This window comes from Burkholderia sp. AU33423 (assembly GCF_002223135.1).
Lineage (GTDB): Bacteria > Pseudomonadota > Gammaproteobacteria > Burkholderiales > Burkholderiaceae > Burkholderia > Burkholderia lata_D.
Window position 1 is genome coordinate 1,424,114 of the sequence record NZ_NKFH01000007.1, and the last position, 24,592, is coordinate 1,448,705.

General features: G+C 66.0%; 21 protein-coding genes. 14 read left to right on the forward strand and 7 right to left on the reverse strand.

The genetic code is table 11. The annotated features are described in order from the left end of the window. Positions 1 to 22 precede the first annotated feature (22 nt). The 6 genes from hpaE (at position 23) to CFB50_RS24995 (ending at position 5,823) form a co-directional block, all read left to right on the forward strand. Positions 23 to 1,486 carry a 5-carboxymethyl-2-hydroxymuconate semialdehyde dehydrogenase gene (gene hpaE, locus CFB50_RS24970; RefSeq protein ID WP_059696297.1) on the forward strand — a complete coding sequence of 488 codons (1,464 nt, stop codon included), beginning with the start codon at positions 23 to 25 and terminating at the stop codon, positions 1,484 to 1,486. A 50-nt stretch (positions 1,487 to 1,536) separates the two neighbouring features. Then, on the forward strand, positions 1,537 to 2,385 hold the full coding sequence (hpaD, locus tag CFB50_RS24975) for a 3,4-dihydroxyphenylacetate 2,3-dioxygenase (protein WP_089447506.1): 849 nt from the start codon (positions 1,537 to 1,539) through the stop codon (positions 2,383 to 2,385). A gap of 33 nt (positions 2,386 to 2,418) precedes the next feature. Beyond that, the gene (locus tag CFB50_RS24980; RefSeq protein WP_039356869.1) at positions 2,419 to 2,811 is read left to right on the forward strand and encodes a 5-carboxymethyl-2-hydroxymuconate Delta-isomerase; all 393 of its coding nucleotides are present in this window, start codon (positions 2,419 to 2,421) and stop codon (positions 2,809 to 2,811) included. Between the two features lie 20 nt (positions 2,812 to 2,831). Next, positions 2,832 to 3,635: a 2-oxo-hept-4-ene-1,7-dioate hydratase gene (gene hpaH / locus CFB50_RS24985; RefSeq protein ID WP_089447507.1), complete on the forward strand. Its 804-nt coding sequence runs from the start codon at positions 2,832 to 2,834 to the stop codon at positions 3,633 to 3,635. Between the two features lie 12 nt (positions 3,636 to 3,647). Next, complete coding sequence (gene hpaI, locus CFB50_RS24990; protein WP_089447508.1) at positions 3,648 to 4,454, forward strand: 4-hydroxy-2-oxoheptanedioate aldolase; 807 nt, start codon at positions 3,648 to 3,650, stop codon at positions 4,452 to 4,454. A gap of 100 nt (positions 4,455 to 4,554) precedes the next feature. Next, complete coding sequence (locus CFB50_RS24995) at positions 4,555 to 5,823, forward strand: IS256 family transposase (protein WP_089445088.1); 1,269 nt, start codon at positions 4,555 to 4,557, stop codon at positions 5,821 to 5,823. A 95-nt stretch (positions 5,824 to 5,918) separates the two neighbouring features. On the opposite strand, the gene CFB50_RS25000 is transcribed toward CFB50_RS24995, so the two are convergent. Then, positions 5,919 to 6,704 (reverse strand): AraC family transcriptional regulator, encoded by a 786-nt coding sequence (locus CFB50_RS25000; protein ID WP_089447509.1) that lies wholly within the window; start codon positions 6,702 to 6,704, stop codon positions 5,919 to 5,921. A 95-nt stretch (positions 6,705 to 6,799) separates the two neighbouring features. On the opposite strand from CFB50_RS25000, the gene CFB50_RS25005 reads away from it, so the two are divergent. Both CFB50_RS25005 and CFB50_RS25010 read left to right on the forward strand, forming a co-directional pair. Continuing rightward, positions 6,800 to 7,051, forward strand: a complete 252-nt coding sequence (locus CFB50_RS25005) for a hypothetical protein (RefSeq protein ID WP_089447510.1) — start codon at positions 6,800 to 6,802, stop codon at positions 7,049 to 7,051. Between the two features lie 46 nt (positions 7,052 to 7,097). After that, positions 7,098 to 8,063 carry a quinone oxidoreductase family protein gene (locus CFB50_RS25010; protein ID WP_089447511.1) on the forward strand — a complete coding sequence of 322 codons (966 nt, stop codon included), beginning with the start codon at positions 7,098 to 7,100 and terminating at the stop codon, positions 8,061 to 8,063. A gap of 187 nt (positions 8,064 to 8,250) precedes the next feature. Here CFB50_RS25010 and CFB50_RS25015 read toward each other — a convergent pair whose 3' ends face one another. From CFB50_RS25015 to pdxR, 5 genes are all read right to left on the reverse strand, one after another. Then, a complete protein-coding gene (locus tag CFB50_RS25015) occupies positions 8,251 to 9,342 on the reverse strand; it encodes a porin (protein ID WP_089447512.1) in 1,092 nt (363 codons plus the stop codon). Positions 9,343 to 9,500: 158 nt separating this feature from the next. Beyond that, complete coding sequence (locus tag CFB50_RS25020; RefSeq protein WP_089447513.1) at positions 9,501 to 10,568, reverse strand: ABC transporter ATP-binding protein; 1,068 nt, start codon at positions 10,566 to 10,568, stop codon at positions 9,501 to 9,503. After that, complete coding sequence (locus tag CFB50_RS25025; protein ID WP_069251434.1) at positions 10,561 to 12,333, reverse strand: ABC transporter permease; 1,773 nt, start codon at positions 12,331 to 12,333, stop codon at positions 10,561 to 10,563. The genes CFB50_RS25020 and CFB50_RS25025 overlap by 8 nt, the downstream gene beginning before the upstream one ends. 112 nt (positions 12,334 to 12,445) lie before the next feature. Next, positions 12,446 to 13,546, reverse strand: coding sequence for an ABC transporter substrate-binding protein (locus tag CFB50_RS25030; protein ID WP_089447514.1), 1,101 nt, complete (start codon positions 13,544 to 13,546; stop codon positions 12,446 to 12,448). 217 nt (positions 13,547 to 13,763) lie between these two features. Then, the gene (pdxR, locus tag CFB50_RS25035; protein ID WP_089447515.1) at positions 13,764 to 15,254 is read right to left on the reverse strand and encodes a MocR-like pyridoxine biosynthesis transcription factor PdxR; all 1,491 of its coding nucleotides are present in this window, start codon (positions 15,252 to 15,254) and stop codon (positions 13,764 to 13,766) included. Between the two features lie 102 nt (positions 15,255 to 15,356). Here pdxR and CFB50_RS25040 point away from each other — a divergent pair, with 102 nt between their 5' ends. The 4 genes from CFB50_RS25040 (at position 15,357) to CFB50_RS25055 (ending at position 20,514) form a co-directional block, all read left to right on the forward strand. Then, on the forward strand, positions 15,357 to 16,595 hold the full coding sequence (locus tag CFB50_RS25040) for a multidrug effflux MFS transporter (RefSeq protein ID WP_089447516.1): 1,239 nt from the start codon (positions 15,357 to 15,359) through the stop codon (positions 16,593 to 16,595). A gap of 122 nt (positions 16,596 to 16,717) precedes the next feature. Further along, positions 16,718 to 17,398, forward strand: coding sequence for a response regulator (locus CFB50_RS25045; RefSeq protein ID WP_069251438.1), 681 nt, complete (start codon positions 16,718 to 16,720; stop codon positions 17,396 to 17,398). A 179-nt stretch (positions 17,399 to 17,577) separates the two neighbouring features. Then, positions 17,578 to 18,984 carry a sensor histidine kinase gene (locus CFB50_RS25050; RefSeq protein WP_089447517.1) on the forward strand — a complete coding sequence of 469 codons (1,407 nt, stop codon included), beginning with the start codon at positions 17,578 to 17,580 and terminating at the stop codon, positions 18,982 to 18,984. A 651-nt stretch (positions 18,985 to 19,635) separates the two neighbouring features. Beyond that, entirely contained in the window at positions 19,636 to 20,514 is an 879-nt protein-coding gene (locus CFB50_RS25055) for a LysR substrate-binding domain-containing protein (RefSeq protein WP_089447518.1), read from the forward strand. A gap of 54 nt (positions 20,515 to 20,568) precedes the next feature. Here the strand turns inward: CFB50_RS25055 and CFB50_RS25060 are convergent, their stop codons facing one another. After that, a complete protein-coding gene (locus CFB50_RS25060) occupies positions 20,569 to 21,480 on the reverse strand; it encodes a LysR family transcriptional regulator (protein WP_089447519.1) in 912 nt (303 codons plus the stop codon). A 435-nt stretch (positions 21,481 to 21,915) separates the two neighbouring features. On the opposite strand from CFB50_RS25060, the gene CFB50_RS25065 reads away from it, so the two are divergent. Both CFB50_RS25065 and CFB50_RS25070 read left to right on the forward strand, forming a co-directional pair. Beyond that, a complete protein-coding gene (locus CFB50_RS25065; RefSeq protein ID WP_256979355.1) occupies positions 21,916 to 23,751 on the forward strand; it encodes an FAD/NAD(P)-binding protein in 1,836 nt (611 codons plus the stop codon). A gap of 15 nt (positions 23,752 to 23,766) precedes the next feature. Beyond that, positions 23,767 to 24,591 carry an alpha/beta fold hydrolase gene (locus tag CFB50_RS25070; protein WP_089447521.1) on the forward strand — a complete coding sequence of 275 codons (825 nt, stop codon included), beginning with the start codon at positions 23,767 to 23,769 and terminating at the stop codon, positions 24,589 to 24,591. Position 24,592: the final 1 nt, after the last annotated feature.

Below are 24,592 nucleotides of genomic sequence, written 5' to 3' on the forward strand. Positions count from 1 at the left end.
GCCCGTCGCCCAAGGAGAGAGCATGACCATCAAGCACTGGATCGACGGCCGGGAAGTCGAGAGCCGCGAGACGTTCACGACGCTGAATCCCGCGACGGGCGAAGTCATCACCGACGTCGCATCGGGCGGCGAGGCCGAAGTCGATGCGGCCGTGCGCGCGGCGAAGGAAGCGTTCCCGAAATGGGCGAACACGCCCGCCAAGGAGCGCGCGAAGCTGATGCGCAAGCTCGGCGAACTGATCGAGAAGAACGTGCCGATGCTCGCGGCGCTGGAGACGCAGGACACCGGCCTGCCGATCGCGCAGACGAGCAAACAGCTGATTCCGCGCGCGTCCGAGAATTTCAACTTCTTCGCGGAAGTGTGCGTGCAGATGAACGGCCGCACCTATCCGGTCGACGACCAGATGCTGAACTACACGCTGTACCAGCCGGTCGGCGTGTGCGCGCTGGTGTCGCCGTGGAACGTGCCGTTCATGACCGCGACGTGGAAGACGGCGCCGTGCCTCGCGCTCGGCAACACGGCCGTGCTGAAGATGTCGGAACTGTCGCCGCTGACGGCCGACCAGCTCGGCCGCCTCGCGCTCGAAGCCGGTATCCCGCCGGGCGTGCTCAACGTCGTGCAGGGCTATGGCGCGACGGCCGGCGATGCACTCGTGCGCCATCCGGACGTACGCGCGGTGTCGTTCACCGGCGGCACCGTCACCGGCAAGCGGATCATGGAGCGTGCCGGTCTCAAGAAGTATTCGATGGAGCTTGGCGGCAAGTCGCCGGTGCTGATCTTCGACGACGCCGATTTCGACCGCGCGCTCGATGCTTCGCTGTTCACGATCTTCTCGATCAACGGCGAACGCTGCACGGCCGGCTCGCGGATCTTCGTGCAGCGCACGATCTACGACCGTTTCGTGCAGGAATTCGCGCGCCGCGCGAACAACCTGGTGGTCGGCGATCCGTCCGATCCGGCCACGAACCTCGGCGCGATGATCACGCGCCAGCACTGGGAGAAGGTGACGGGCTATATCCGCATCGGCGAGCAGGAAGGCGCGCGTGTGGTCGCGGGCGGCGCGGACAAGCCGGCGGGCCTGCCCGACCATCTGCGCAACGGCAACTTCGTGCGGCCGACCGTGCTGGCCGACGTCGACAACCGGATGCGCGTCGCGCAGGAAGAGATCTTCGGGCCGGTCGCGTGCCTGATCCCGTTCGAGGACGAGGAGGAAGGGCTGCGGCTCGCCAACGACACGTCGTACGGGCTGGCTTCGTACATCTGGACGCAGGATGTCGGCAAGGTGCATCGCCTCGCGCGCGGCATCGAGGCAGGGATGGTGTTCGTGAACAGCCAGAACGTGCGGGACCTGCGCCAGCCGTTCGGCGGCGTGAAGGAATCGGGCACCGGGCGCGAGGGCGGCGAATACAGTTTCGAGGTGTTCGCGGAGATCAAGAACGTGTGCATCTCGATGGGTTCGCACCACATTCCGCGCTGGGGCGTGTGACGGGCGCGGGTCGTCTGGCAGCACGAAAGAACCATACGGAGACTTGAACGATGGGCAAACTGTCCCTCGCCGCGAAGATCACGCATGTGCCGTCGATGTACCTGTCGGAAATGCCCGGCAGGCATCACGGCTGCCGCGAAGCGGCGATCCGCGGCCATCAACTGATCGGCGAGCGCTGCCGCGCGCTCGGCGTCGACACGATCGTCGTGTCGGACGTGCACTGGCTCGTCAACGCCGGCTATCACGTGAACTGCAATGCGCAGTTCTCGGGCACGTACACGAGCAACGAGCTGCCGCATTTCATCCGCGACATGCAGTACGCCTATCCGGGCAACCCGGCGCTCGGCCGGCTGATCGCCGAGACGGCCACCGAGCGCGGGATCGCGACGCGCGCGCACGAGATCGACAGCCTCGAACTCGAATACGGCACGCTCGTGCCGATGCGCTACATGAACGCCGACCAGCACTTCAAGGTCGTGTCGATCGCCGGCTGGTGCATGTGGCATCAGCTCGACGAAAGCCGGCGCTTCGGCGAGGCGCTGCTCGAAGCGATCGAGAAGAGCGATTCGAACGTCGCGTTCCTCGCGAGCGGGTCGCTGTCGCACCGCTTCAACGACAACGGCAGCCCCGAGGAATCGATCCACGAGATCAGCCGCGAATTCTTCCGGCAGGTCGACCTGCGCGTGGTCGATCTGTGGAAGCAGGGGGACTTCAAGACCTTCTGCGCGATGCTGCCCGAGTACAACACGCATTGCCACGGCGAAGGCGGGATGCACGACACGGCGATGCTGCTCGGCTTGCTCGGCTGGGATCGCTACGACAAGCCTGTCGAGATCGTCACCGACTATTTCGCGAGTTCGGGCACCGGGCAGATCAATGCGATCTTTCCGTTGTCCTGAGCGCTGCGCCACGCATTCGACAGGAGACTAGCCATGCCACACATCGTCGTCGAATACACCGCGAACATCCGCGACGACGCGCGCATTCCCGCGCTGCTGCGCACGATCAACGCCACGCTGATCGCGCAGGGCGGCGTGTTCCCGACGGGCGGCATCCGCTCACGCGCGATCGAACTGCAGGACTACTGCGTGGCCGACGGCACGGAGGACGACGCATTCGTCCACGTGACGCTCAAGATCGGCTCGGGCCGCACCGACGAGCAGAAAAAGGCCGCGTGTGACGCACTGTTCGACGCGATCAAGGCGCATTTCGCGGCGTTGTACGCGAAACGCTACCTGGCGCTGTCGATGGAACTGACCGAGTTCAGCGAAAGCGGCTCGTACAAGCACAACAACATCCATGCCCGCTACAAGCGGGCAGGCTGAACCCCATTCCCGATCCGACCATGCTCGAACCCGCCATCATCGACCAGCTCGCGCAGCGTCTGCACGACGCCGAGCGCGAGCGCAAGCAGATCCGCCAGATCTCGCTCGACCATCCCGACATCACGATCGACGACGCGTACGCGATCCAGCGCACGTGGGTCGCCCTCAAGCTCGCGGAAGGCCGCACGCTGAAGGGCCACAAGATCGGCCTGACGTCGAAGGCGATGCAGAACACGTCGCAGATCGACGAGCCCGACTACGGCGCGCTGCTCGACGACATGTTCTTCGCCGACGGCGGCACGATTCCCACCGCCCGCTTCATCGTGCCGCGCGTCGAGGTCGAGCTCGCGTTCGTGCTCGGCAAGCGGCTGAGCGGCCCGGACTGCACGATCTTCGACGTGTACGACGCGGTCGACTACGTGGTGCCGGCACTCGAGATCATCGACGCGCGCAGCCAGTCGATCGACCCCGATACGAAGCGGCCGCGCAAGGTGTTCGACACGATCGCCGACAACGCGGCGAACGCGGGCGTCGTGATCGGCGGGCGGCCGGTGAAGCCGCAGGATGTCGACCTGCGCTGGGTCGCGGCGATCATGTCGCGTAATGGCGTGGTCGAGGAAACGGGCGTCGCGGCCGGCGTGCTGAACCATCCGGCGAACGGCGTTGCGTGGCTCGCGAACCGGCTGTCGCGCTTCGACGTCGCGCTGGAGCCGGGGCAGATCGTGCTCGGCGGCTCGTTCACGCGGCCGTGCGCGGCGCGGCCGGGCGACACGTTCAGCGTCGACTACGGCCCGCTCGGGACGATCCAGTGCTACTTCGAATGAGGTGAGCGAGCGATGCAGATTCCTTCGAATGTCTTCAAGGCCGCACTGGCGCGCGGCGACGCGCAGATCGGGCTGTGGCTCGGGCTCGCGAATCCGTACAGCGCTGAAGTGGTGGCGGGCGCCGGTTTCGACTGGCTGCTGATCGACGGCGAGCATGCGCCGAATACGGTGCCGACGATCCTCGCGCAACTGCAGGCGATCGCGCCGTATCCGTCGCATCCGGTCGTGCGCGTGCCGTGGAACGATCCGGTGATCGTCAAGCAGGTGCTCGACCTCGGCGCGCAGACGCTGCTCGTGCCGATGGTGCAGAGTGCCGACGAGGCGCGCGCGGCGGTGGCGGCGACGCGTTATCCGCCGCATGGGATTCGCGGCGTGGGCAGCGCGCTGGCGCGTGCGTCGCGGTGGAATCGCGTCGGTGATTACTTGCATCGCGCGAACGACGAGATGGCCGTGCTCGTGCAGGTCGAGACGCGGGCGGGGCTTGATGCGATCGACGCGATTGCGCGGGTCGAAGGTGTGGATGGCGTGTTTATCGGGCCGGCTGATCTGGCCGCAGACCTGGGGCATCTCGGCAATCCGGGGCACCCGGACGTGCAGGCGGCGATCGACGGCGCGATCCGGACGATCAAGGCGGCCGGCAAGGCGCCGGGCATTCTGAGCGCGGATGAGGCGGCCGCGCGGCGCTATCTGGAGGCGGGGGCGTTGTTCGTTGCGGTCGGTGTCGATACGACGCTGCTGGCGAGGAGTGCGGAGCGGTTGGCTGCGTTGTTCAAGGGGAAGGGTGGCGAAGCCGTGAAGAAGGGGGATGGGACGTATTGAGCCAATGGCGGGAGCTGGCGTTTTCCGTCTACCGGGCGCCAGGAGCCTGTCAGATTTTTAGTGTGCCGAGGTCATGAGACGATAACGGAAATAACGTCCTATGACCGATGTAACAGTGACCAAGAAGAGCAAGAACCCGAAGGCGCCGAAGCTGTTCCCCGATGAGCTAATCGATCAACTGCTTGCCCAGGTACAGAGCAAGGACGCCGAGTCGATCCTGGGCGAATCGGGCCTGGCCGGCCAGCTCAAGAAGCAGCTGGCCGAGCGCATGCTTGCAGCCGAGTTGAGCCACCATCTCGAAGCCGAGGCCGAGCAAGGCAAGGCCGGCAACCACCGCAACGGCACCAGCCCCAAGACGGTCCTGACGCCCAACGGCGAGCTGAAGCTGGATATTCCGCGCGATCGGCAGGCGACGTTCGAGCCGCAATTGGTCGGCAAGTATCAACGCCGGCTGCCTGGCTTCGACGACCACGTCATCAGCATGTATGCGCGCGGCATGAGCGTGCGCGAGATTCAGGGCCATCTGCTGGAACTGTACGGACTGCAGGTGTCGCCCGACCTAATTTCGACAGTCACCGACGAGGTGCTGGCCGACGTCGAGCAATGGCAGCAACGCCCGCTCGAGGCCATGTATCCGATCGTGTACTTTGACGCGCTGCGACTGAAGATACGCGACGAAGGCACGGTCAAGAACAAAGCGGTCTATCTGGCGCTGGGCATCCGCGCCGACGGCCGCAAGGAAGTACTGGGTTTGTGGATCGAGCAAACCGAAGGCGCCAAGTTCTGGCTGAAGGTCTTCAACGAGCTGAAGAACCGCGGTTTGCACGACATCCTGATCGCGGTGGTCGACGGTTTGCGCGGCTTTCCCGAAGCGATCGAGGCGGTCTATCCGGCCGCCCAGATCCAGACCTGCATCGTGCATCTGATCCGCAATTCGCTGAATCTGGCGAGCTGGAAGGACCGCAAGCCATTGGCCGCCGCGATCAAGCCGATCTACCAGGCCGCCACGGCCGAGGCGGCGGCAGCGGCGCTGGATGCCTTTGCGCAAAGCGAGTGGGGCCGCAAATTCCCCACCGTCGCGGCCATGTGGCAGCGCCAATGGGAGCAGGTAATACCCTTCTTCGCCTATCCGCCCGAGGTGCGTCGAATCGTATATACGACCAACGCCATCGAGAGCATGCACATGCAGTTGCGCAAGATCGTAAAGAATCGCGGCCACTTCCCGAGCGACGAAGCCGCCAGCAAACTGCTGTTTCTTGCCTTGCGCAACATCGAAAAGGATTGGAAGATGCCGCCTATCACCTGGCGGCAAGCAGTCAATCAGTTCGCCATTCTGTTCGGCGAGCGATTCACCTCCGCCATCAGCTGAGATTTTTAACCGGCCTCAGCACACGAAATTCCTGACACGTCCGGCGCCAGCCTTCCGCACGGCGGATTCACATTTGCAAGTCGCCACGCTTATTCCTATCCACGGCGCCCTGTTTCCATATACCTCCCCGGCGTCGTCCCCAACGCGCGCCGGAACATGTCGATGAATGCGCTCACGTTGTCGTACCCGAGATCGAGAGCGATCGTCGTCACGGGCACGCCGTCGGCAATGCGCTCCAGCGCCCGCAACAACCTGGCCTGCTGACGCCACTGCGCGAACGTCAACCCCGTCTCCGCGACGAAGCGACGGCTCATCGTCCGCGCGCTGATGCCGGCCCATTCGGCCCATTCCTCCAGCCGCCGGTTGTCCGCGAGATCGGCGGCAAGCGCATCGGTGATCTTCATCAGCCGCGGATCTTGCGGTCGCACCAGCCCCAGCGCCTCGACTTCCGACGACGCGATTTCATCGAGGATCACGTCGGCAATCCGCGTCCGAGCGGCATCCAGCGCCGAACCCTCCCAACTCGCCGCGCGCTGCACGGCTTCGCGCAGCAGCGGCGTCGTGCGGATCGCACGCGGCGTATCCGGCAGGGCCGCACAGCGCGCTTCCGCGACGAACGCCGACCAGCCGGAAATCGGCCCGAACGAGCGCAACGAATGGCGGCAATGCGGCGGAATCCAGATCGCGTGAATCGCCGGCACGACCCAGTCCTGATCGTCGAGACCGATCGTCAGCAGCCCGCTCAGCGCGCCGACGAGCTGGCCGCGCCCGTGCGAGTGGGAGGGTGTCACGCGCGGATCGCGTTGCGACAGGACGGCCGCTACGACGAACGGGCCGTCGTCGGACGTGACGAATCGGGCGGGCAGGAGTGGATCGGACATGGCCGGATATCGGTATCGAATGGCCGTTATACCGGAGATCGGCCGGAATTGCACGCCTACACTGCGTCCATCGATGACAACCGGAGTACGACACGATGCGAGCCGAACAGATGCTTCCCGACCATGCCGACCGGATCGAGGCCGACGGAACGACGATCCGCAAGGGCACCGTCGGCGCGTTCCTGGTCAACGCGCGGGTGCTGACCGACCCGAACGCCGCGCCTGCCGACCGGGCGCGCGCGGAAGCCGACACGATCGATGCATTACCCGCGTTGCGCGCGCTTGGGCTGTTCGACGTGCTGGACGTGCGCGATCCCGCGCTGCGCACGTGGCTCGACGCGCAATGACGGGCGCCGCAATCGTCGATCGAAATCCCCGATTCGAGGAGCAGTCATGAAAGCAGCAGTCGTAACGGGCGCCGGCGAGCGTCCCGTCCATATGGACTTCGAAGCGCCGCGCGCGATGCCTGGCCATCGCCTGATCGACGTGACGGCGTCCGCGCTGAGCCGGATCGCGCAGGGGCGTGCGTCCGGCACGCATTACTCGTCGGACGGGCGTTATCCGTTCGTCGTCGGCGTCGACGGCGTCGGCCGCCTCGACGACGGGCAGCGCGTCTATTTCTTCGGCGCACCCGCACCGTTCGGCGCGATGGCCGAGCGGACGATCGTGCCCGATACGCGGTGCGTGCCGTTACCCGATGCGCTCGACGACGTCACGGCCGCGGCGATCGCGATTCCCGGGATGTCGTCGTGGGCCGCGTTGACCGAACGTGCGCGGCTCGTCGCGGGCGAGACGGTGCTCGTCAACGGCGCGACGGGTACGTCGGGGCGGCTGGCGGTGCGGATCGCGAAGCATCTCGGCGCTGCGAAGGTGATCGCGACGGGCCGCAACGCGGCGGCGCTGCAGGCATTGCTCAGCGCGGGCGCGGATGCCGTCGTGTCGTTGCAGCAGGATGACGCACAACTGGCACGCGCGCTCGAACCGCATTTCCGCGCAGGCGTGGATGTCGTGCTCGACTATTTGTGGGGGCGCAGCGCACAGACGCTGCTGGTTGCCGCCGCGAAGGCGACCCCCGATGGCCGGCGGCTGCGTTTCGTGCAGATTGGCTCGATCGGCGGCGCGGACGTGCTGTTGCCGGGCGCGGTGTTGCGGGCGACGGCCATCGAGCTGATGGGCAGCGGCCTCGGCAGTGTGTCGCTGCCACGCCTGCTGGCCTCGGAGGGCGGCGTATTCGACGCGGCAGGGCCGGCGCGCCTGGATATCGAGACGCGCATGGTGCCGCTGTCGGCGGTCAGCGAACACTGGGGCGATGTGAACAGTCTCGTGCGCCCGGTGTTCACGATGCGCGAAGGCGGATGACGAACAGGCAGCGCACCGCCTGTCCGCACGCACGGCTGGGGCCGTTTGCGCACGCGATCTCGTCAGGATACCGACGGGTCCTGCGAATCGGTTCGTGCAACGACCAAGGGTAGGGTGGCCCGTCGCGAACGGGCGAACGGGCGGGCGGCGGCGCACAACGCGCCCGCCGCCACCCGCCGCATCAGACTCAGAACCGCTGCTGAATCCCGGCCGTCACCCCGACCTGCGTGGTGCCGTATCCATTGACATCGCGCGATACACCGACGTTCTGCCCATGCTTCCCGATCGCAAACGCACCGGCCGCATACAGCACCGTGCGCTTCGACAGCGCGTAATTCGCACGCATCGACACGAGCGTCGGATCGGCATCCGTGCCGCCCTTGATGTTCTGGTGATACACGGCGCCGATCAGCGAGAACGTTGGCGTGAACTGGTACGAACCGCCGACCCAGTACATGTCGCTCAACTGGTTCGCGGCGCTCGTGCGATACGTGCGCTTGTAGTTGCGGTAGCCGGCCATCGTCTTCAGGTTGCCGAAGTCGTAGCTCAGGCCCGCATGAATCCCCTGGATGTAGTTGACCGGATCGGCCGGCGTCACGCTGTCGGACGCGCCGTTCTGCCGGTCGAATGCGACCACCGCAGCGAACGGGCCGCCCTCGTAACCGATCGCCGCGTCGTACTTCGAGCTGGTTTTCACGCTGCCCGGCACGTTGCCGAAGCCGTACATCGCGCCGAACTTGAAGCCGCTGAATTCGCCGTCGTAGCGCACCGCATTCGACGAGCGCGTGAACATGCCGTCCTTGCGGCCGCCGGTCGCCATCGACGACGTCGCCCACGAGTAGTTCTGCGCATACCCCATCGGGTCGAACGGCAGCATGTAGTCGTAGGTGACGGTGAAGGTGCGGCCGAGCGAGATCTCGCCCCATTTGCCCTTCAGGCCGACGGTTGCGCGGCGCCCGAAGATCGAATCGGGGCCGTCGTCGGACGCGCCGTTCGCGAGGTCGATCCCGCTTTCGAGGCGGAACACGGCCTTCAGCCCGCCGCCGAGATCCTCGACGCCGCGCAGGCCCCAGCGCGACGTGTTCTTGTTGCCGGACTTGAGCTTATACGAATTGCCGCCTTGCGGCGCCGCGTGGTTGGCGAACTCGATGCCGGCATCCATGATCCCGTACATCGTGACCGACGACTGCGCGTGCGCGGCACTGGCCGCGAGGCCGGCGACGGCGGCCGAGCCGGTCAGGACTGCGGCGCGAAGGGAACGTTCTGCGCGTGACTTCATTGACGGTGTCTCCTTGGTTCTTGTGAGTGGGTGAAACGGGGTAAAGCGAATGCGGCGCGCAGCACGCCGCGGCGGACGCCAGAAGACGTCCGCCGGACAGGCCTGTCGTGACACGACGGAAAGCGCGCAGGTGGCGGGCGGAGCGCCCGCCGCGTGGGTCAGCCCGCTTTCGCGAACGCCCAGCAGTCGTTGGTCGGGAATTCGATCCAGTGCTTGCCCGCTGCGCGCGGCACGTGACCGAATGCGCGCAGGCGCATCTCGCCGCAATGGAACAGGTATTCCCAGCGGTCGCCGAGATACATCGACGTGACGAGATCGGCCTGGAGCCGGTTCGCGCCCGGGCCGTCCGCGACCTGCACGCGTTCGAGGCGGATCACGGCCTGCGCGTCCTGGCCCGGCGCGAATGTGTCGCGGGCGAGTGCCTGCAGTTCCCAGCCGTCGCCGGCGAGCGTCACGCGTTCGCCGTCAATGGCCGCGACGCGCGCATCGATCCGGTTGTTGCTGCCCATGAACTCGGCCGTGTACAGCGAGCGCGGCGCGCCGTACAGCTCGGCCGGCGTGCCTTCCTGCTCGATGCGGCCGTTGCGCAGCAGCAGGATGCGATCGGACATCGCCATCGCCTCGGTCTGGTCGTGCGTGACGCACAGGGCCGACAGCCCGAGCGACACGATCAGTTCGCGCAACCACGCACGTGCTTCCTCGCGCAGCTTCGCGTCGAGGTTCGACAGCGGTTCGTCGAGCAGGATCACCGGCGGGTTGTAGACGAGCGCGCGCGCAATCGCGACGCGCTGCTGCTGGCCGCCCGACAACTGATGCGGGAAGCGTTCCGCGAGATGGCCGAGGCCGAGCTGGTCGAGCGCGGTCTGCACGCGGCGCTTCTGTTCGGCCGGTGCGACGCGGCGCAGCTTCAGCCCGTAGCCGACGTTGTCGGCGACGGTGCGGTGCGGCCACAGCGCGTACGACTGGAACACGAGACCGAGCGAGCGCTGCTCGACGGGCAGGTCAACGCGCTGCGCGCCGTCGAAGAACACGCGGTCGTCGAGCTGGATGCGGCCGTCGGACGGCTGTTCGAGGCCGGCCACCGCGCGTAGCAGCGTGGTCTTGCCGCTGCCCGACGCGCCGAGCAGGCACACGACTTCGCCGGCCTTCAGTTCGAACGACACGCCCTTGAGGATCGGATTGGTGCCGTAGCTGAGGTGCAGGTCGTCGACGATGAGCTTATCCATGAAGTTTCACTCCGAAACGCAGGGCCACGCCGAGACCGGCGCCGACCATCGCAATGTTGATGACAGAAAGCGCGGCGACCTGGTCGACGGCGCCGGTCGCCCACAGCGATACGAGCAGCGCGCCGATCACTTCGGTGCCGGGCGACAGCAGGTAGACGGCCGTCGAGTATTCGCGCTCGAAGATCATGAAGATCAGGAGCCACGCGGCGAGCAGGCCGAAACGCACGAGCGGCAGCGTCACGTCGAGCGACACGCGGCTGCGCGTCGCGCCGACGCTGCGGCCGGCTTCCTCGAGCTCGGGGCCGACCTGCAGCAGCGCGCTCTGGATGAGCCGCATCCCGTACGCGAGCCACACGACCGTGTACGCGATCCAGATGCTCCACATCGAGTTCTTCAGCTCCCGCAGGCCCGGGACGAACAGGAAGATCCACAGGAACGCGAGACCGGCGAGCAGGCCGGGCACCGCGCGCGGCAGCAGCACGAGGTAGTCGAGCAGCTTGGTCGCCCAGTCGGGGCGGCGGTGGCCGGCGAACGCGACGAGCGAGTAGAAGCCGATCGCGAGCGCGCCGCCGATCACGCCGATGCCGAGCGTATTGACGATCGCGCGCACCAGGTTGTCCTGCTCGAACAGCTCGACGAAGTTCGCCAGCGTCAGCACCTCGGTGAGCGCGACGCCTTCGCCCCAGTTGGTCACGAATGCGCGCAGTACGATGCCCGAGATCGGCACGATCACCGTCAGCATCAGCCACAGCGCGACGATCGCGAGTGCGACCCAGCGCCATACGCCGAGCGGCAGCACCGTCGCGCGGCCGGCCTTGCCCTTCACGGTGACGAAGCGGTTCGCGGTCTTCAGCAGGCGGCGCTGCAGCAGCACGAGCGGGAACGTGATCGCGACGATGCACACGGCGACCGCGGCCATCAGGTGATACGACGGCACGCCGAGCTTGTTGGTCAGCTTGTACAGGTAGGTCGCGAGCACGAGGTGGCCTTCCGGATCGCCGAGCACGAGCGGCAGCCCGAACACCTCGAAGCCGAGGAAGAACACGAGCACGCCGGCGAACAGCAGCGCGGGCATCGTCATCGGCAGGCTGACGTCGAGCGCGACGCGGAACGGGCGGGCGCCCGTCACGCGGGCGGCTTCCTCGACGTCCGAGCCGAGGTTGCGCAGCGCGGCCGACGAGTACAGGTACACGTGCGGCACGTGCGTGAGGCCGACGATCACCGTGATCGCGAAGATCGAGTACACGTTCCAGGGCACGCTTTGCACCCCGAACAGTGCCTTGAACCACACCGAGTAGAAGCCGACCGGGCCGGCCGCGACCACGTAGCCGAACGCGAGCACCATCGGCGACACGAACACGGGCGTGAGCAGCAGCGGTTCGAGCCAGCGGCGGCCGGGCAGGTCGGTGCGCACCATCAGGAACGCGAGAATGCCGCCGAGCGGGATCGAGATGAACAGCATCCCGCCGGCGATGATGAACGAGTTCTTCACGGCCGACCAGAAATCGGGATCGCTGAAGACGAAACGAAAGCCCTCGATGCCGAGCGTCTTGTTCGCATCGAAGAACGGCGCGGACAGCAGGCTCTGGAACAGGATGAAGCCGAGCGGCAGCGCGACCGCGATGGTCAGTACCGCGACGACGATCCAGCGCAGCATGCCGGCGAGCGGCTGCAGGCTGCTGACCGGTAGCGCGGGAATCGCGTCGCGCGGGCCGGTGGCGGGCGGAACGGCCGGTGCCGTGCCGCGTGTGCTGGTTGAAAGCATGAGTTCGCCCCTGCGGCCATCCGGATGGCCGCCTCTAGGAAGTCGGTATGGGGAAGGGGCCGCCCGCGCGACGTGGCGGGCGGCCGTTGGCCGGCCGAAGCCGATCAGCGGATCAGCTCTTGATCGCCTGCTGCCATTGCTTCAGGAACGCGAGCCGCTTCGACTGGTCCAGGTAGACGAGCAGGCCGGTGCCGATCTGGATCGGCTTCAGCGAATCGCCGAGCTCCTTCGTGAGGCTCGCGGCCGACGTCTCGCCGGTCACGTCCGCACGGATCGCGTACAGGTTCGCCTGGTTTGCGATCATGGTCTGGCCGCGCTTCGACAGCAGGTAGTCCACCCACAGCTTGGCGGCGTTCGGGTTTTTCGCCTTCTTCGAGATCGTCGCGAGGCGGCTCACGATCTGTGTGTAGTCCTTCGGAAACACGTAGCCGATGGACTTGTCCTTCTTCGCCTTCGCGTACGCATACGAACCGATGATGTTGTAGCCGATCAGGTTCTCGCCCGACGAGATGCGCTCCATCATCGCGCCCGTGCTCGACTGCAGCTTCGGGCCGGTCGCGCCGATCGCCTTCACGAGTTCCCATGTGACCTTCTCGTTCAGGTGCGCGTCCTGCGTCAGCGCGTTGAAGCCGACGCCGGATTTCTCGACGTCGTACGTCGTGAGCTTGCCCTTGAACTTGTCCGGTTGCGACGCGAGCAGCTTGATCAGCTCGGCGCGCGTCTTCGGCACTTCGTTCTCGGGGATCAGGCGCTTGTTGTAGACGATCGCCAGCGGCTCGAACGTCGTGCCGTACGCCTGCTTCTGGTACTGCGCCCATTGCGGCACGTTCGCGCTCTCGGGCGAATCGTACGACGCCATCAGGCCGTCGTTGACGAGCTTGACCTGCAGGTCCATCGCCGAGCTCCACAGCACGTCGGCGCTGGTGCTGCTCGCCGCGTTCTCGCTGATGTAGCGGTTGTACAGCTCGGTGCTGTTCATGTCGTTGTACTCGACCTTCACGCCGTACAGGCTTTCGAAGTCCTTGATCAGCGGGCGCACGAGGCCCGTGTCGGTCGTCGAGTAGACGATCAGCTTGCCTTCCTTCTTCGCGGCGTCGATCACGCCCTGGTAGTTCCCCGGGTAGCCGGCCGGAACCTGCGCGGCGGCGCTGCCGGCGGCAGTGCCCAGAACGACCGCCAGCGCGGCGGCGAGGTGCTTCGGTGCAAACGGCATGTCTTCCTCCAGTTACGTCCAGTGTTGTTCGAGTGGAGCGGATGTTAATTGCGGCGCACTTTCAGCTCGCTTTCATTTCTGTTCACAATCGCGTCGTTCGTGTCATGGATTTCCCGAGGTCGAAGCGGCGGCGGCCGCGCGTTTTGCAGCGTGCGGCGCGGTCGGACAAGGGAGCGCGGCGGGTTGCCGCGGGGTGCGGCAACGATGACAGGAGCGGTTATGCGGGGTGCGCGAGCAGCTTGCCGAGCAGCCGGCCGCCATGCCGCGCGTGCGCGGCCGTCAACGCGGCGTACCCGACGACGACGCCCGCTTCGCACCGGGCGCTTCGGCAGAATTCGCGGATCGGCTGTAATTCGATGCCGTCCGCCTGGGCTTGTGCGACATACGTCGCGTCGTCCATCCCGGGCGGCAGCCACAGCACGAAATGAAAGCCCGCGTGCTCGCCGGACACCGCGTACCGCCCGCCCGCGTGTTTCGCCAGCTGGTCGAGCACGAGGTCGCGCCGCTGGCGGTACGTGTGACGCGCGGCACGCAGGTGCTTCGCAAAATCACCGTGGCCGATGAAGCGAGCCAGCGCCAGCTGCGGCGCCACGCCGACCGAGCGCGCGGTCGCATGCCACACGGCCGACAGCGCCGGCCGCAGTTCCGCCGGCACGACCATGAAGCCGATGCGCAGCCCCGAGAACAGCGTCTTGTTGAACGAGCCGCAGTAGATCACGCGATCGCACGCGTCGAGCGATTTCAGCGCGGGCAGCGGGGCGGTCTGGTAGCTGAATTCGCCGTCGTAGTCGTCCTCGATGATCCACCCGCGGGTGCGCTGCGCCCAGTCGAGCAGCTCGAGCCGGCGCGACACCGACATCGTGACGCCGAGCGGCGCCTGATGGGCGGGCGTCACGTAGGCCGCGCGCGCGTCGGGATAGCGGTCCAGCGACGCCGTGTCGATGCCTTCCCGATCGACCGGCACGTCGATCACGGCCGCGCCCGCGATCGTGAAGATCTGCCATGCCGACGCATAGCCGGGATCCTCCATCAACACCGTCGCGCCGGGCGCGAGCAGCGTGCGCGCGACGAGATCGATCGAATGGCGGATGCCGGTCGTGATGAAGATGTCGCCGGCGTCGCACGGGATGCCGCGGTATTCGCGCAAGTACGCGGCGATTTCGTCGCGCAGGCTCTCGACGCCTTGTGCCGGCGTCGCCCCGAGGTCGTTCGCGGTCGCGGCAAGCAGGCTGGCCCCGAGCGCCTTCTTCCACTGCTGCATCGGCAGCAGGCCGGGATCGGCGAGCCGCGCGACGAACGGGACGCCCGGGCGCACGCCTTGTTCCGGCGCGGCGGCGTTGGTCGTGCGCGCCTGGGCAGGGCGCGCATCGGAAGGGGGAAGGTCGTTGGTGTCGCGCGATTGCGCGGCCGCGCGCAAGTAGCTGTCCGGCACCACCGCGCATACCCGCGATCCCGACCCTTGCGTGCGGGCGATGTAGCCCTCGGAGCACAGCCGGTCGTACGCCGCTTCGACGGTCCCCCGCGCGACGCCCCAGCGCGCGGCAAGCGTGCGGCTGGACGGCAGCGGGCTGTCGCCGGGCAGCAGGCGCTTCAGGATCGCGTCGCGCAGCGCGTCGGCGATGCACTCCTGCTTCGACTGCGGACTGCCCGTGGACAGCCCGGCCGGGCACGGCAGATCAAGCGGAATCGCGGCTTTGCCTCGCGGCATAGTGGTCTATTCAGTTGCGGATTTAATGGCCCTTCAGCTTATATCACTTTGACCTTAGATTGCTGTCGACCACATCAATCCGACCGGAGACGGGCTCACCGCATGAAAACGCGTTCATTACCCCAGTGGGGCTGGCTGCTCCTGTTGATGCTCGTCGTGTGCCTGCCGCGGGTCACGATCGATGCATACCTGCCGTCGCTGCCGGCGATGGCCGACGCGCTGCACGGCACCGACGCCCAGTTGCAGCTCACGCTGACCCTGTACATGGTCGGCTATGCGCTGTCGATGCTGGTGTCGGGGCCGTTGTCCGACCGTTACGGCCGCCGTCCCGTCCTGCTCGGCGGCCTGTGTCTCTACGTGGTCGCGAGCGTCGCTTGCGCGTGGTCGGCCAGCATCACGGCGATCGTCGCCGCCCGCATCTTCCAGGCGTTGGGCGGCTGCAGCGGAACGGTGATCGGACGGGTGATCGTGCGCGAGCGCTTCCCGACCGCGATGCAGGCCACGATGCTGGGCCGGATCTCGGCGGGCATGGCGCTGTCGCCGGTGATTGCACCGCTGGCCGGCAGCGCGGTGGCCGAATGGCTCGGCTGGCGCGGCGTGTTCGGACTGCTGGCCGGGGGCGGGCTGATCGCAATGGCGATGGTGCTGCGCTACCTGCCGGAGACGCGTGAACGCGACGCACGGCCAGCACCGGGCGCGGGGCTTCTGCGGACGTACGCGGGCCTGCTGCGCGAGCGCAGTTTCCTGCGCTACTCGCTCGCCATCAGTTTCGCGTACTGCACTTACTACCCGTTCATCGCGGAATCGTCGACGCTGTTCCAGCGGCAACGCGGCGTATCCGGCCCGGTGTATGCGGCGATCTTCGGCCTGACCGTGCTCGGCTACCTGATCGGCTCGAACCTGTTCGCGCGGACCGGTACCCGCTGGAAGGCCGATTCGGTCATCGCGGCGGCGGCGGGCGTCAATCTGGCCAGCGCCGCCGGGTTGTGGATCGGCGGTGCGATCGCGCCGACGGCGGTCGCGGCGCTGGTCGTCCCGATGTTCTTCGTGATGATCGCCGTCGGGATCGCGATCCCGGCCTGCCAGTTTGCGGTGATGCAGCCGTACACGACGATCGCCGGGACGGCATCCGGGCTGTTCTTCTTTATCCAGATGGCGATCACGGCCGCGTGCGGCGGCGTGCTGGCGTGGCTGTCGGACGGCACCGCGCGCCCGATGATCGTCGTCACGGCCGGTGCGAGCGTCGCGTTCCTGGCGGTGGCGGTCGGCCTGCGCGAGCGACGGCGTGCAGACGACGATTCGAGCGTCGCGACGCGGATTCGTCCCGCCGCCGAGCGCTGAGCGACGGTCGGCGGGACGGCGACGCGCCCCGCGCGGGCGGCGCAACCCGTGTTTCCGCGAGGCGTCGCCATGGAAAGGATCATGTAATGTAGCGGCCTGTCGCTGACCTTACCGGAATCCCCATGCGTGTGCTGCTCGTCGAAGACAATCCGAACCTCGCCCAGTCGCTGAACGACGCGCTGAGCGCGGCGCGCTTCGCGGTCGACCACATGGCGGACGGCGAGGCGGCCGACCACGTGCTGCGCACGCAGGATTACGCGCTGGTGATTCTCGATCTCGGGCTGCCGAAGCTCGACGGGCTGGAAGTGCTGCGGCGGCTGCGCGCGCGCCGCAATCCGGTGCCGGTGCTGATCCTGACCGCGCACGGATCGGTCGAGGATCGCGTGAAAGGGCTCGATCTCGGCGCCGACGACTATCTCGCGAAGCCGTTCGAACTGACCGAACTGGAGGCACGCGCCCGCGCGCTGATCCGCCGCAGCCTCGGCCACGAGCATTCGCGGGTCGAGTGCGGCCCGCTTTCGTACGACAGTATCGACCGCAGCTTCCATCTCGCGGGCGAGCCGCTGTCGCTCACGCCGCGCGAGCGCTCGGTGCTCGAGGTGCTGATCCTGCGCAACGGCCGGGCGATCAACAAGGAAACGCTGTCGGAGAAGATCTTCGGGCTCGACGAGTCGGTGAACGCCGATGCGATCGAGATCTACGTGTACCGGCTGCGCAAGAAGCTCGAGAACACGGGCGTCGCGATCGTCACGCTGCGCGGGCTCGGTTATCTGCTGGAAGCGAAGGCGGAGACGGCTGAATGAACCGCCGCGCTCACGATCCTTGCCCGGGACCGGTGGATGCGTTGACGTGCGACGTCGGATCGACACGTTCGCGGCCCGCCAACGGCACACATGCCATTCCCGGGCGACCGCGCGGGCGCGGAGAGGCGCGCCGTACATGCGCCGTCATGCCTCATCGGGCGGCCTGCCGGGGGGGCCGAGTGACCCGCCCGAACCTGCGCGCCCAGGTCGCGCTGTGGCTGCTGCTGCCGCTGCTGGGCCTGCTCGCGCTCGACTCGTGGCTGACGTATCAGCGCGCGATGAGCGCCGCGCACGTCGCGTTCGACCGCACGCTGTCGTCGTCGCTGAAGTCGATCCGCGAAGGCGTGCGGCTCAACGACGGCGAGATCGAGGTCGACCTGCCGTATCTCGCGCTCGAAATGCTCGAGTCGAGCGACGGCGGCAAGATCTACTACCTGATCCGCGAGGACAACGGCCACACGATCACCGGCTACCCGGACCTGCCGCTGCCGCAAGGGCGCGACGCGGGCGACGGCGCGCTGTTCGTCACGCGCTACTACGACGTCGTCTATCGCGGCGAGCAGTTGCGGATGGCCGCGCTGCGCATCCCGGTGCACGACGTGCCGACCGCGCAGTCGCGCATCGTGTGGGTGATGGTCGGCGAGACGATCGAGGCGCGCCAGGCGCTCGCGCGCGAGATCCTGGTGGGCTCGCTGCTGCAGGAAGGGTTGCTCGTCGTGCTGGCGCTCGGCATCGTGTGGCTCGGCGTCGGCCGCGGGCTGCGGCCGCTGAACCGGCTGTCGGCGACGGTCGCCGCGCGCAGCGAGGACGATACGACGCCGCTCGATACCGGCGCGGTGCCGAGCGAACTCGCGCCGCTCGTCGAGTCGATCAACCAGTACATCGGCCGCACGCAGCGGATGCAGGTCGCGCGGCGCCGCTTCTTCGCCGACGCGGCCCATCAACTGAAGACGCCGCTCGCGGCCGTGCAGGCGGGCGTCGAGCTCGCGTTGCGGCCTGACGAGCAGCCGCGCGCGAACGGGCACCTGCGGCGTGCGAACGGCGCCGTGCGGCAGGCCGTGAAGATCGTCCAGCAACTGCTGTCGCTGTCGCGGCTCGATTCGGACAGCGGCCATACGGTCGCGCACAAGCCGGTCGCGCTGCACCGGCTCGCGCGCAGCGTGACGCTCGACTGGTCGCCGGTCGCCCGCGCGCGCGACATCGATCTCGGTTTCGAGCACGAGGCCGACCTCGACGTGCACGGGCAGTCCGACCTGCTCGGCGAGATGATCGGCAACCTGATCGACAACGCGATCCGTTATGCGGGCGATCGCGCGGTGATCACGGTGCGCGTGTCGCGCGACGGCGAGCACGCGCGGCTCGACGTCATCGACAACGGGCCGGGCATTCCGGCGGACGAGCGCGACGCGGTGTTCGAGCGCTTTCATCGCGGCAGCAAGACGCAGACGGTCGAAGGGACGGGGCTCGGGCTGTCGATCGTGCGCGAGATCGCGCGCGTGCATCAGGGCAGCGTAACGCTGGGCGATGCGGCGGGCGGAGGGCTGATCGTCACGGTGACGCTGCCCGCAGTGCGTGCGGACGGATAGGAATTTGCTTAGATATGTCGCCCTGCGATGCGATCCGGCGGCTTCGTTTCGCGACCGGAGTGCTGGTTCTTCGTTGATTAATCATTAATCGAAGCAGTGGCTGTGATTATATTAAAAAACGACTTTATTAAGATATTCTCGAACGTCGAATCGACGGCAGGGCCGGAGCCATCGCAACGCTTCCGAGCACGCTTTTTCCCATGTCCATGAGGCAAGTCACGGCGCTTACGTTTACATTTCTAATTTTTTACAAAAACAAACTCATTGATTGCGTAATTCGCTATCATGTCGCCAATGAATCATATCGACATCGAGAATAATGATGAGAGACTTTTCAACCGAGCCGGCCGTCGCGTCGGCATGCGGGCGGCCGCATCGCGAGGGCATGCGGCGCAAGCGTCCTTACCGACCGGCATCAGCTGACGGCGCCTGAGCGGCCGTCCGATTCGATTGTGCTGCGGTCGACGGCGCGGGCTTGCTGCCCGCGTCCGCGGCTCGTTTTTCCGATAGCCAGCCTGCCTTCCGAACCGATGATGCGACGGCGGCGCGCGCATGCCCGCGCCGCCGGTCCGGTGCGTTTGCGCCTGCTCGGCAAGCAATCCACGACTGCCAGTCAAACCGTCGTTGGCAAGCAAAAAGCAAGGGACAAGAATGGATTTGCAGGCATTGAAGATATTCAAGGCCGTTGCAGACGAGGGTGGAATCGCCCGCGCGGCTACCGTGCTGAACTGTGTGCAATCCAATGTCTCGACGCGGTTGCGGCAGCTCGAGGCGCGGTTGGGCATTCCGCTCTTCTACCGCGTCAATGGACGCCTCGTCATCACGAATGAAGGGTCGCAATTACTCGGCTACGCGGAGCGGATGTTGCAACTGGCGGACGAGGCGCGCTCGGTCGTCAGAGGCGGCGGCGAGCCCGTCGGCAAGCTTCGGATCGGCGCGACCGAGGCTACCACCGCCGCGCGCCTGCCGCGCATGCTGGCCGACTTCCATCAACGCTATCCGAAGGTCGACATGGCGATCGAAACCGGCTCGATCGACCAGATCATGCATGGCGTGATCGGCTATCGCCTCGACATCGCGCTCGTGCCTGCACCGGTAGTGTCCGACGAACTGGCCGAGGAGGTGGCGTTCGATGAAGAACTGCTGCTGATCACCGATCACAGTCATCCGGTCGTCACCTCGGCCGAGGATCTCCGCAACTGCAGCTTCCTCGCGTTTCGTTCGGACGGTTCGCATCGCGCGCGCTTCGAAAGCTGGCTGGAGGGCGCAGGACTCAAGCCGCGGATCGTACTGGAATTCGGCGCGCCCGAGGTCATCATCGCCTGCGTCGGCGCGGGCATGGGCGTATCACTGATGCCGCGGTCGCTGATCGAGCGGCGGGACCTGACGAACGTCATCAAGTGCCATGCCGTCGTGCCGGATGTCGCGAGAAATCAGGTGCGTTTCGTCTGGCGCAAGGACATCGCCCAGCACAGTGCGCGGGACGCCTTCATCCGCAGCCTCAAGGCGCATGGGCTCCGGGCGTCGTAGCGTGCGCAGGGCGGGTGAGCCTCCCGGGAGAGCCTCCCGGGCGTTGCGGCTGTCTCAGACGTCGACGTGTGACTCGGTCAGGGCGAGGAAGGTCGTCGGGACGGGGCGGGCGAGGAAGCTTTCCGCGAGCGCGAGGTAATCGGCATGATGCCGGCTGTCGGTACGCCAGATCATCATCGTCCTGGTGAACGCGTATTTTTCCGGCAGGGGGTGGCACTGTATCTGGTCCGTGAAACCGAGATTCCCTACGACCGCGACCGGCATGATCGCCGCGCCGAGCCCCGCCGCGACGCAGCCGACGATTGCCTCGGACGTGTCGAACTCCAGCGTGCGCGGCAGCGGCATGCCAGCTTCCGCCATCCAGCGCTGCAGCCGGCTGCGATACGTGCATCCTTCGCGAAAGCCGATGATCTTCGTATTCGCCAGATCATTCGCATAACGAATCGATGGATGGTCGCGATCGGTCAACAGCACGAGTTCCTCCGCGTCGAGTTCGATCTGCCGGAGTTCGTCATGGGGAGGCTGACCGGCGACGAAGCCGACGTCTAGATCCCGCCCGAGGACATCACGCACGATGCTGTCGGACGTCGCGACATTGACGCGCAACTGCACCGCGGGGTGCTCGCGGTGAAATTCCGTCAGTGCGCGCGGTAGCTGCAGCGTGGCAGTCGTCGCGATCGCGCCGATGCGCAACTCCGTGCATAGCGTGTCGCTTCCCTTCATCACCTGGCGCGCCTCGTCGGCAAGCTCCAGTAAGCGGACCGCATAGCCGTGCAGCACAACACCGCGAGGCGTCACCGTCAGTCGCTTGCCGGCACGTTCGAACAGGCGCGTGCCGAGCATGTCCTCCAGTTGCTTGATGCGCGTCGACACATTCGACTGCACACAGTGCAAGCGTTCGGCTGCGCGCGCCACGCCTCCCTCGTCGACCACCGCCTTGAAAATCTGCAATGCCCTCAGATCCATTCCTTCCGTCCCCGCAATCAGCCCGCGTCATTCGTTGATCGATTTGAAATTCACCGAATAAAGAGAAGTTCTCTTTGTTTTCTTTGTATTGATAGTTTCATTCCTTTTAAATCAACGGGCAACTGTTTCTTAAAAAACGAATTGAATATCAAAAATTTAAATTATCCCGCCTGATCCAGTGCTAATAGAATTTTCCAGGTGATTGGTGTCGAGGGCGGCTTAGCCTGATTCGATACCGGTTGCTCGGTAATTGAAGACACTTGATCCCCGTGGCCATGGTCCGGCCTGAAGGCGGTCGGACAATGCAGAGCGGCGCCGTCGACAAGCCGGCGCCAGGGGATGATTTTGTCCTTCGATTATTGAATCCGATTGTGATGTGGGTGATTAAATAATTGGGGAATCAATATGGATAGAATTAATGTCGCCATTGTCGGCATGGGTCAGCGTGGATTGACGCTTCTTGAACGATTGCACGCCGTGCTTTCGGAGCGCGATCTGGATGTCGGTATCGATCTGCATCTGATCGACCCGTCCACACCGGGGCAGGGTATTCACGAGTGGAGCCAGCCCGAGCATTTGCTCGTGAACACCATCGCCGCGCAGATCACGATGTATTGCGACGATTCGGTCACGGATTCCGGCCCGGTTCTGCCTGGGCCGTCCTTCCTCGAATGGGCGCTCGAACGCGGCTACAAGAAGCTGGGCGGCCGCTACCTCGTGTCGGACGAGGGCGAATCGATCAACGAGAATACCTACCTGTCGCGCGCGGTGCTGGGCGAATACCTGACGTGGGTATACGACCGGCTGATCGACACCCTGCCGGATTATGTGAACGTAATCAATCACCGTCGCAACGTGGTTGACATCGTGCCGATCGATTCGCACCGGATCGAGGTGCGCCTGGACGGTGGCTTCAGGATCGACGCCAACTACGTATTCCTGACGATGGGCCACAGCCTCGGCGGCACGGACGCGTTCGACCGGAAGTTCGAGAACTGGACGGCGCATGGCAAGGGGGGCAACAGCCACCTTGCTTACTTCAAGTCGCCTTATCCGATCAATTCGATCAATTCGATCAGTTCGCAGGCGCGCGTGGCGATCTGCGGCACGGGCCTGACGGCGACGGACGCGATTTCGGCATTGACGATCGGGCTCGGCGGCCGGTTCGAGAAGGTATCGGTCGACCGCTATCGCTACATTCGCTGCGGACGCGAGCCGAAGATCACCGTGTTCTCGCGCCAGGGCCTGCCGGCGGGCGGCCGGGCCGTGAACCAGAAAGGCACCTACGGGCAGTACAAGGCGAAGTTCTTCACGCGCGATTTCGTCGACGCATGCCGCGCGAAGAACCGCCTCGAACGCGGCAACGAGCAGCTCGATTTCGATCGGGACCTGTGGCCGACGCTGAAAAAGGAAATGGCCTACGTGTACTCGAGTTCGGCGTCGGGCGTGTGGACCGATCCGGCGACCTACCAGGTCGAGCCGGAGGTCGACGCAGCGATCGATCTGCTGATGGTGCCCGCCGCGCATCTCGAGTTCGCCGACCAGGAAGCGTACCGGAAGTACGTCCGCGGCCACCTGATCGAGGACATCGCGGACTGCTTCGCCGGCAACGTCGACAACCCGCGCAAGGCGGCGGCGGACATCTTGCGCGACATCCGCGACAACATCCGGCACGCCGTCGACTACTGCAGGCTGACGCCGGAATCGCACCGTCGCTTCCTGTCGTACTGGTGCTCGATCAGCAACCGCATCGCGAGCGGGCCGCCCAAGGAGCGGAACATGGAAATGCTCGCGCTGATCGACGCGGGCGTTCTGTCTTTCTTCGGTCCCAGGCCGGAGCTCGGCTACGACGATCAGCACCATTGCTTCACGCTGTCGACCGACCGCTTCGGCAAGCCGGTGAAGGAGGCGTTCGACGTGCTGATTCGCGCAAAGGTCGACCCGTTCGAACCCGAGGCAAGCCCGTCGCCGCTGGTCCGGAACATGCTCGCGTCCGGCGTCGTCACGCCGTTCAGCAACGGTGACTTCAAGCCGAGCGGCATCGAGATCACGCAGGGCGTCAACGTGATCAATCGCGCCGGCGACGTGATTCCGAATCTGTGGGCGCTTGGCTACGTGGTGGAGGGCGCGCATTTCTATACGTACGTGTTGCCGCGCCCGTTCTCGAATTCGCGCGGGCTGCAGGATGCGGGGCGCGCCTGTATCGCGATGGTGAACGACATCGCGGGGCGTTGTGAAGCCGAGCAGGAGCTCGACACCGAGGCCGTATAACAGGAGACCGGAACCATGAATCGTCGCAACTTCAACAATGGGGCGCTCGGCCTCGCGCTGGGCGCGCTCGCGGCCCGGCAGGTCAATGCGCAGGACACGTCGGCCAAGGTGCCGACGCAATCGCCGTCGAAGGTCAGGACGTTCGTGCTCGTGCACGGCGCGTGGTATGGCGGCTGGTGCTGGAAGAAGGTCGCGGAGAAGCTGCGCGCGGCCGGGCATCACGTATCCACGCCGACCTGCCCGGGCGTGGGCGAAGCCAAGCATCTGCTGTCGAAGGACATCACGCTCACGACCCACATCACGAGCATCGTCAACCACATCCAGTACGAGGGCCTGAGCGATGTGATTCTCGTCGGCAGCGGCTTCTCCGGGCTCATCATCAGCGGCGTGGCCGACCGGATTCCGCAGGCGCTGCGGACGCTCGTCTATCTCGACGCGCTCGTCGTCCCGAACGGCGTATCCGCGTTCGATGCGCAACCGGCGGAGATTACCCGCAAGCGGCTCGAGCAGGTGGCGCGCGAAGGCAACGGCATCGCGATTCCGCCGCCTCCGCTCAGCACCTACGACATCGTCACGGAGGAGGACAAGGCGTGGGTCGGGTCGTTGCTGACGCCGCATCCGGTCGGGCCTTACCAGGAGAAGTTCTACCTGAAGAACCCGATCGGCAACGGCGTGCCGCGCATCTATGTCGACTGCGTGGCCCATTCGTTCGCGCCGCTGGCGAAGCTCAAGAAGGACATCCGCGCGCAACCAGGCTGGATCTGGCGCGAGCTGGACGCGCGGCACGATCCGATGGTGACCGAGCCGAACCTGCTCAACGAATTTCTTCAGTCCATCTAGA

Coding starts and splice junctions, on each gene's coding strand:
- CFB50_RS25000 (WP_089447509.1), bottom strand. CDS start 6,704: ATGTCCGATCCACTCCTGCCCGCCCGATTCGTCACGTCCGACGACGGC.
- hpaI (WP_089447508.1), top strand. CDS start 3,648: ATGCAGATTCCTTCGAATGTCTTCAAGGCCGCACTGGCGCGCGGCGAC.
- CFB50_RS25045 (WP_069251438.1), top strand. CDS start 16,718: ATGCGTGTGCTGCTCGTCGAAGACAATCCGAACCTCGCCCAGTCGCTG.
- CFB50_RS25040 (WP_089447516.1), top strand. CDS start 15,357: ATGAAAACGCGTTCATTACCCCAGTGGGGCTGGCTGCTCCTGTTGATG.
- hpaE (WP_059696297.1), top strand. CDS start 23: ATGACCATCAAGCACTGGATCGACGGCCGGGAAGTCGAGAGCCGCGAG.
- CFB50_RS25030 (WP_089447514.1), bottom strand. CDS start 13,546: ATGCCGTTTGCACCGAAGCACCTCGCCGCCGCGCTGGCGGTCGTTCTG.
- CFB50_RS25055 (WP_089447518.1), top strand. CDS start 19,636: ATGGATTTGCAGGCATTGAAGATATTCAAGGCCGTTGCAGACGAGGGT.
- hpaD (WP_089447506.1), top strand. CDS start 1,537: ATGGGCAAACTGTCCCTCGCCGCGAAGATCACGCATGTGCCGTCGATG.
- CFB50_RS25065 (WP_256979355.1), top strand. CDS start 21,916: ATGGGTCAGCGTGGATTGACGCTTCTTGAACGATTGCACGCCGTGCTT.
- CFB50_RS24995 (WP_089445088.1), top strand. CDS start 4,555: ATGACCGATGTAACAGTGACCAAGAAGAGCAAGAACCCGAAGGCGCCG.
- CFB50_RS24980 (WP_039356869.1), top strand. CDS start 2,419: ATGCCACACATCGTCGTCGAATACACCGCGAACATCCGCGACGACGCG.
- CFB50_RS25015 (WP_089447512.1), bottom strand. CDS start 9,342: ATGAAGTCACGCGCAGAACGTTCCCTTCGCGCCGCAGTCCTGACCGGC.
- CFB50_RS25060 (WP_089447519.1), bottom strand. CDS start 21,480: ATGGATCTGAGGGCATTGCAGATTTTCAAGGCGGTGGTCGACGAGGGA.
- CFB50_RS25020 (WP_089447513.1), bottom strand. CDS start 10,568: ATGGATAAGCTCATCGTCGACGACCTGCACCTCAGCTACGGCACCAAT.
- CFB50_RS25025 (WP_069251434.1), bottom strand. CDS start 12,333: ATGCTTTCAACCAGCACACGCGGCACGGCACCGGCCGTTCCGCCCGCC.
- pdxR (WP_089447515.1), bottom strand. CDS start 15,254: ATGCCGCGAGGCAAAGCCGCGATTCCGCTTGATCTGCCGTGCCCGGCC.
- CFB50_RS25010 (WP_089447511.1), top strand. CDS start 7,098: ATGAAAGCAGCAGTCGTAACGGGCGCCGGCGAGCGTCCCGTCCATATG.
- hpaH (WP_089447507.1), top strand. CDS start 2,832: ATGCTCGAACCCGCCATCATCGACCAGCTCGCGCAGCGTCTGCACGAC.
- CFB50_RS25070 (WP_089447521.1), top strand. CDS start 23,767: ATGAATCGTCGCAACTTCAACAATGGGGCGCTCGGCCTCGCGCTGGGC.
- CFB50_RS25005 (WP_089447510.1), top strand. CDS start 6,800: ATGCGAGCCGAACAGATGCTTCCCGACCATGCCGACCGGATCGAGGCC.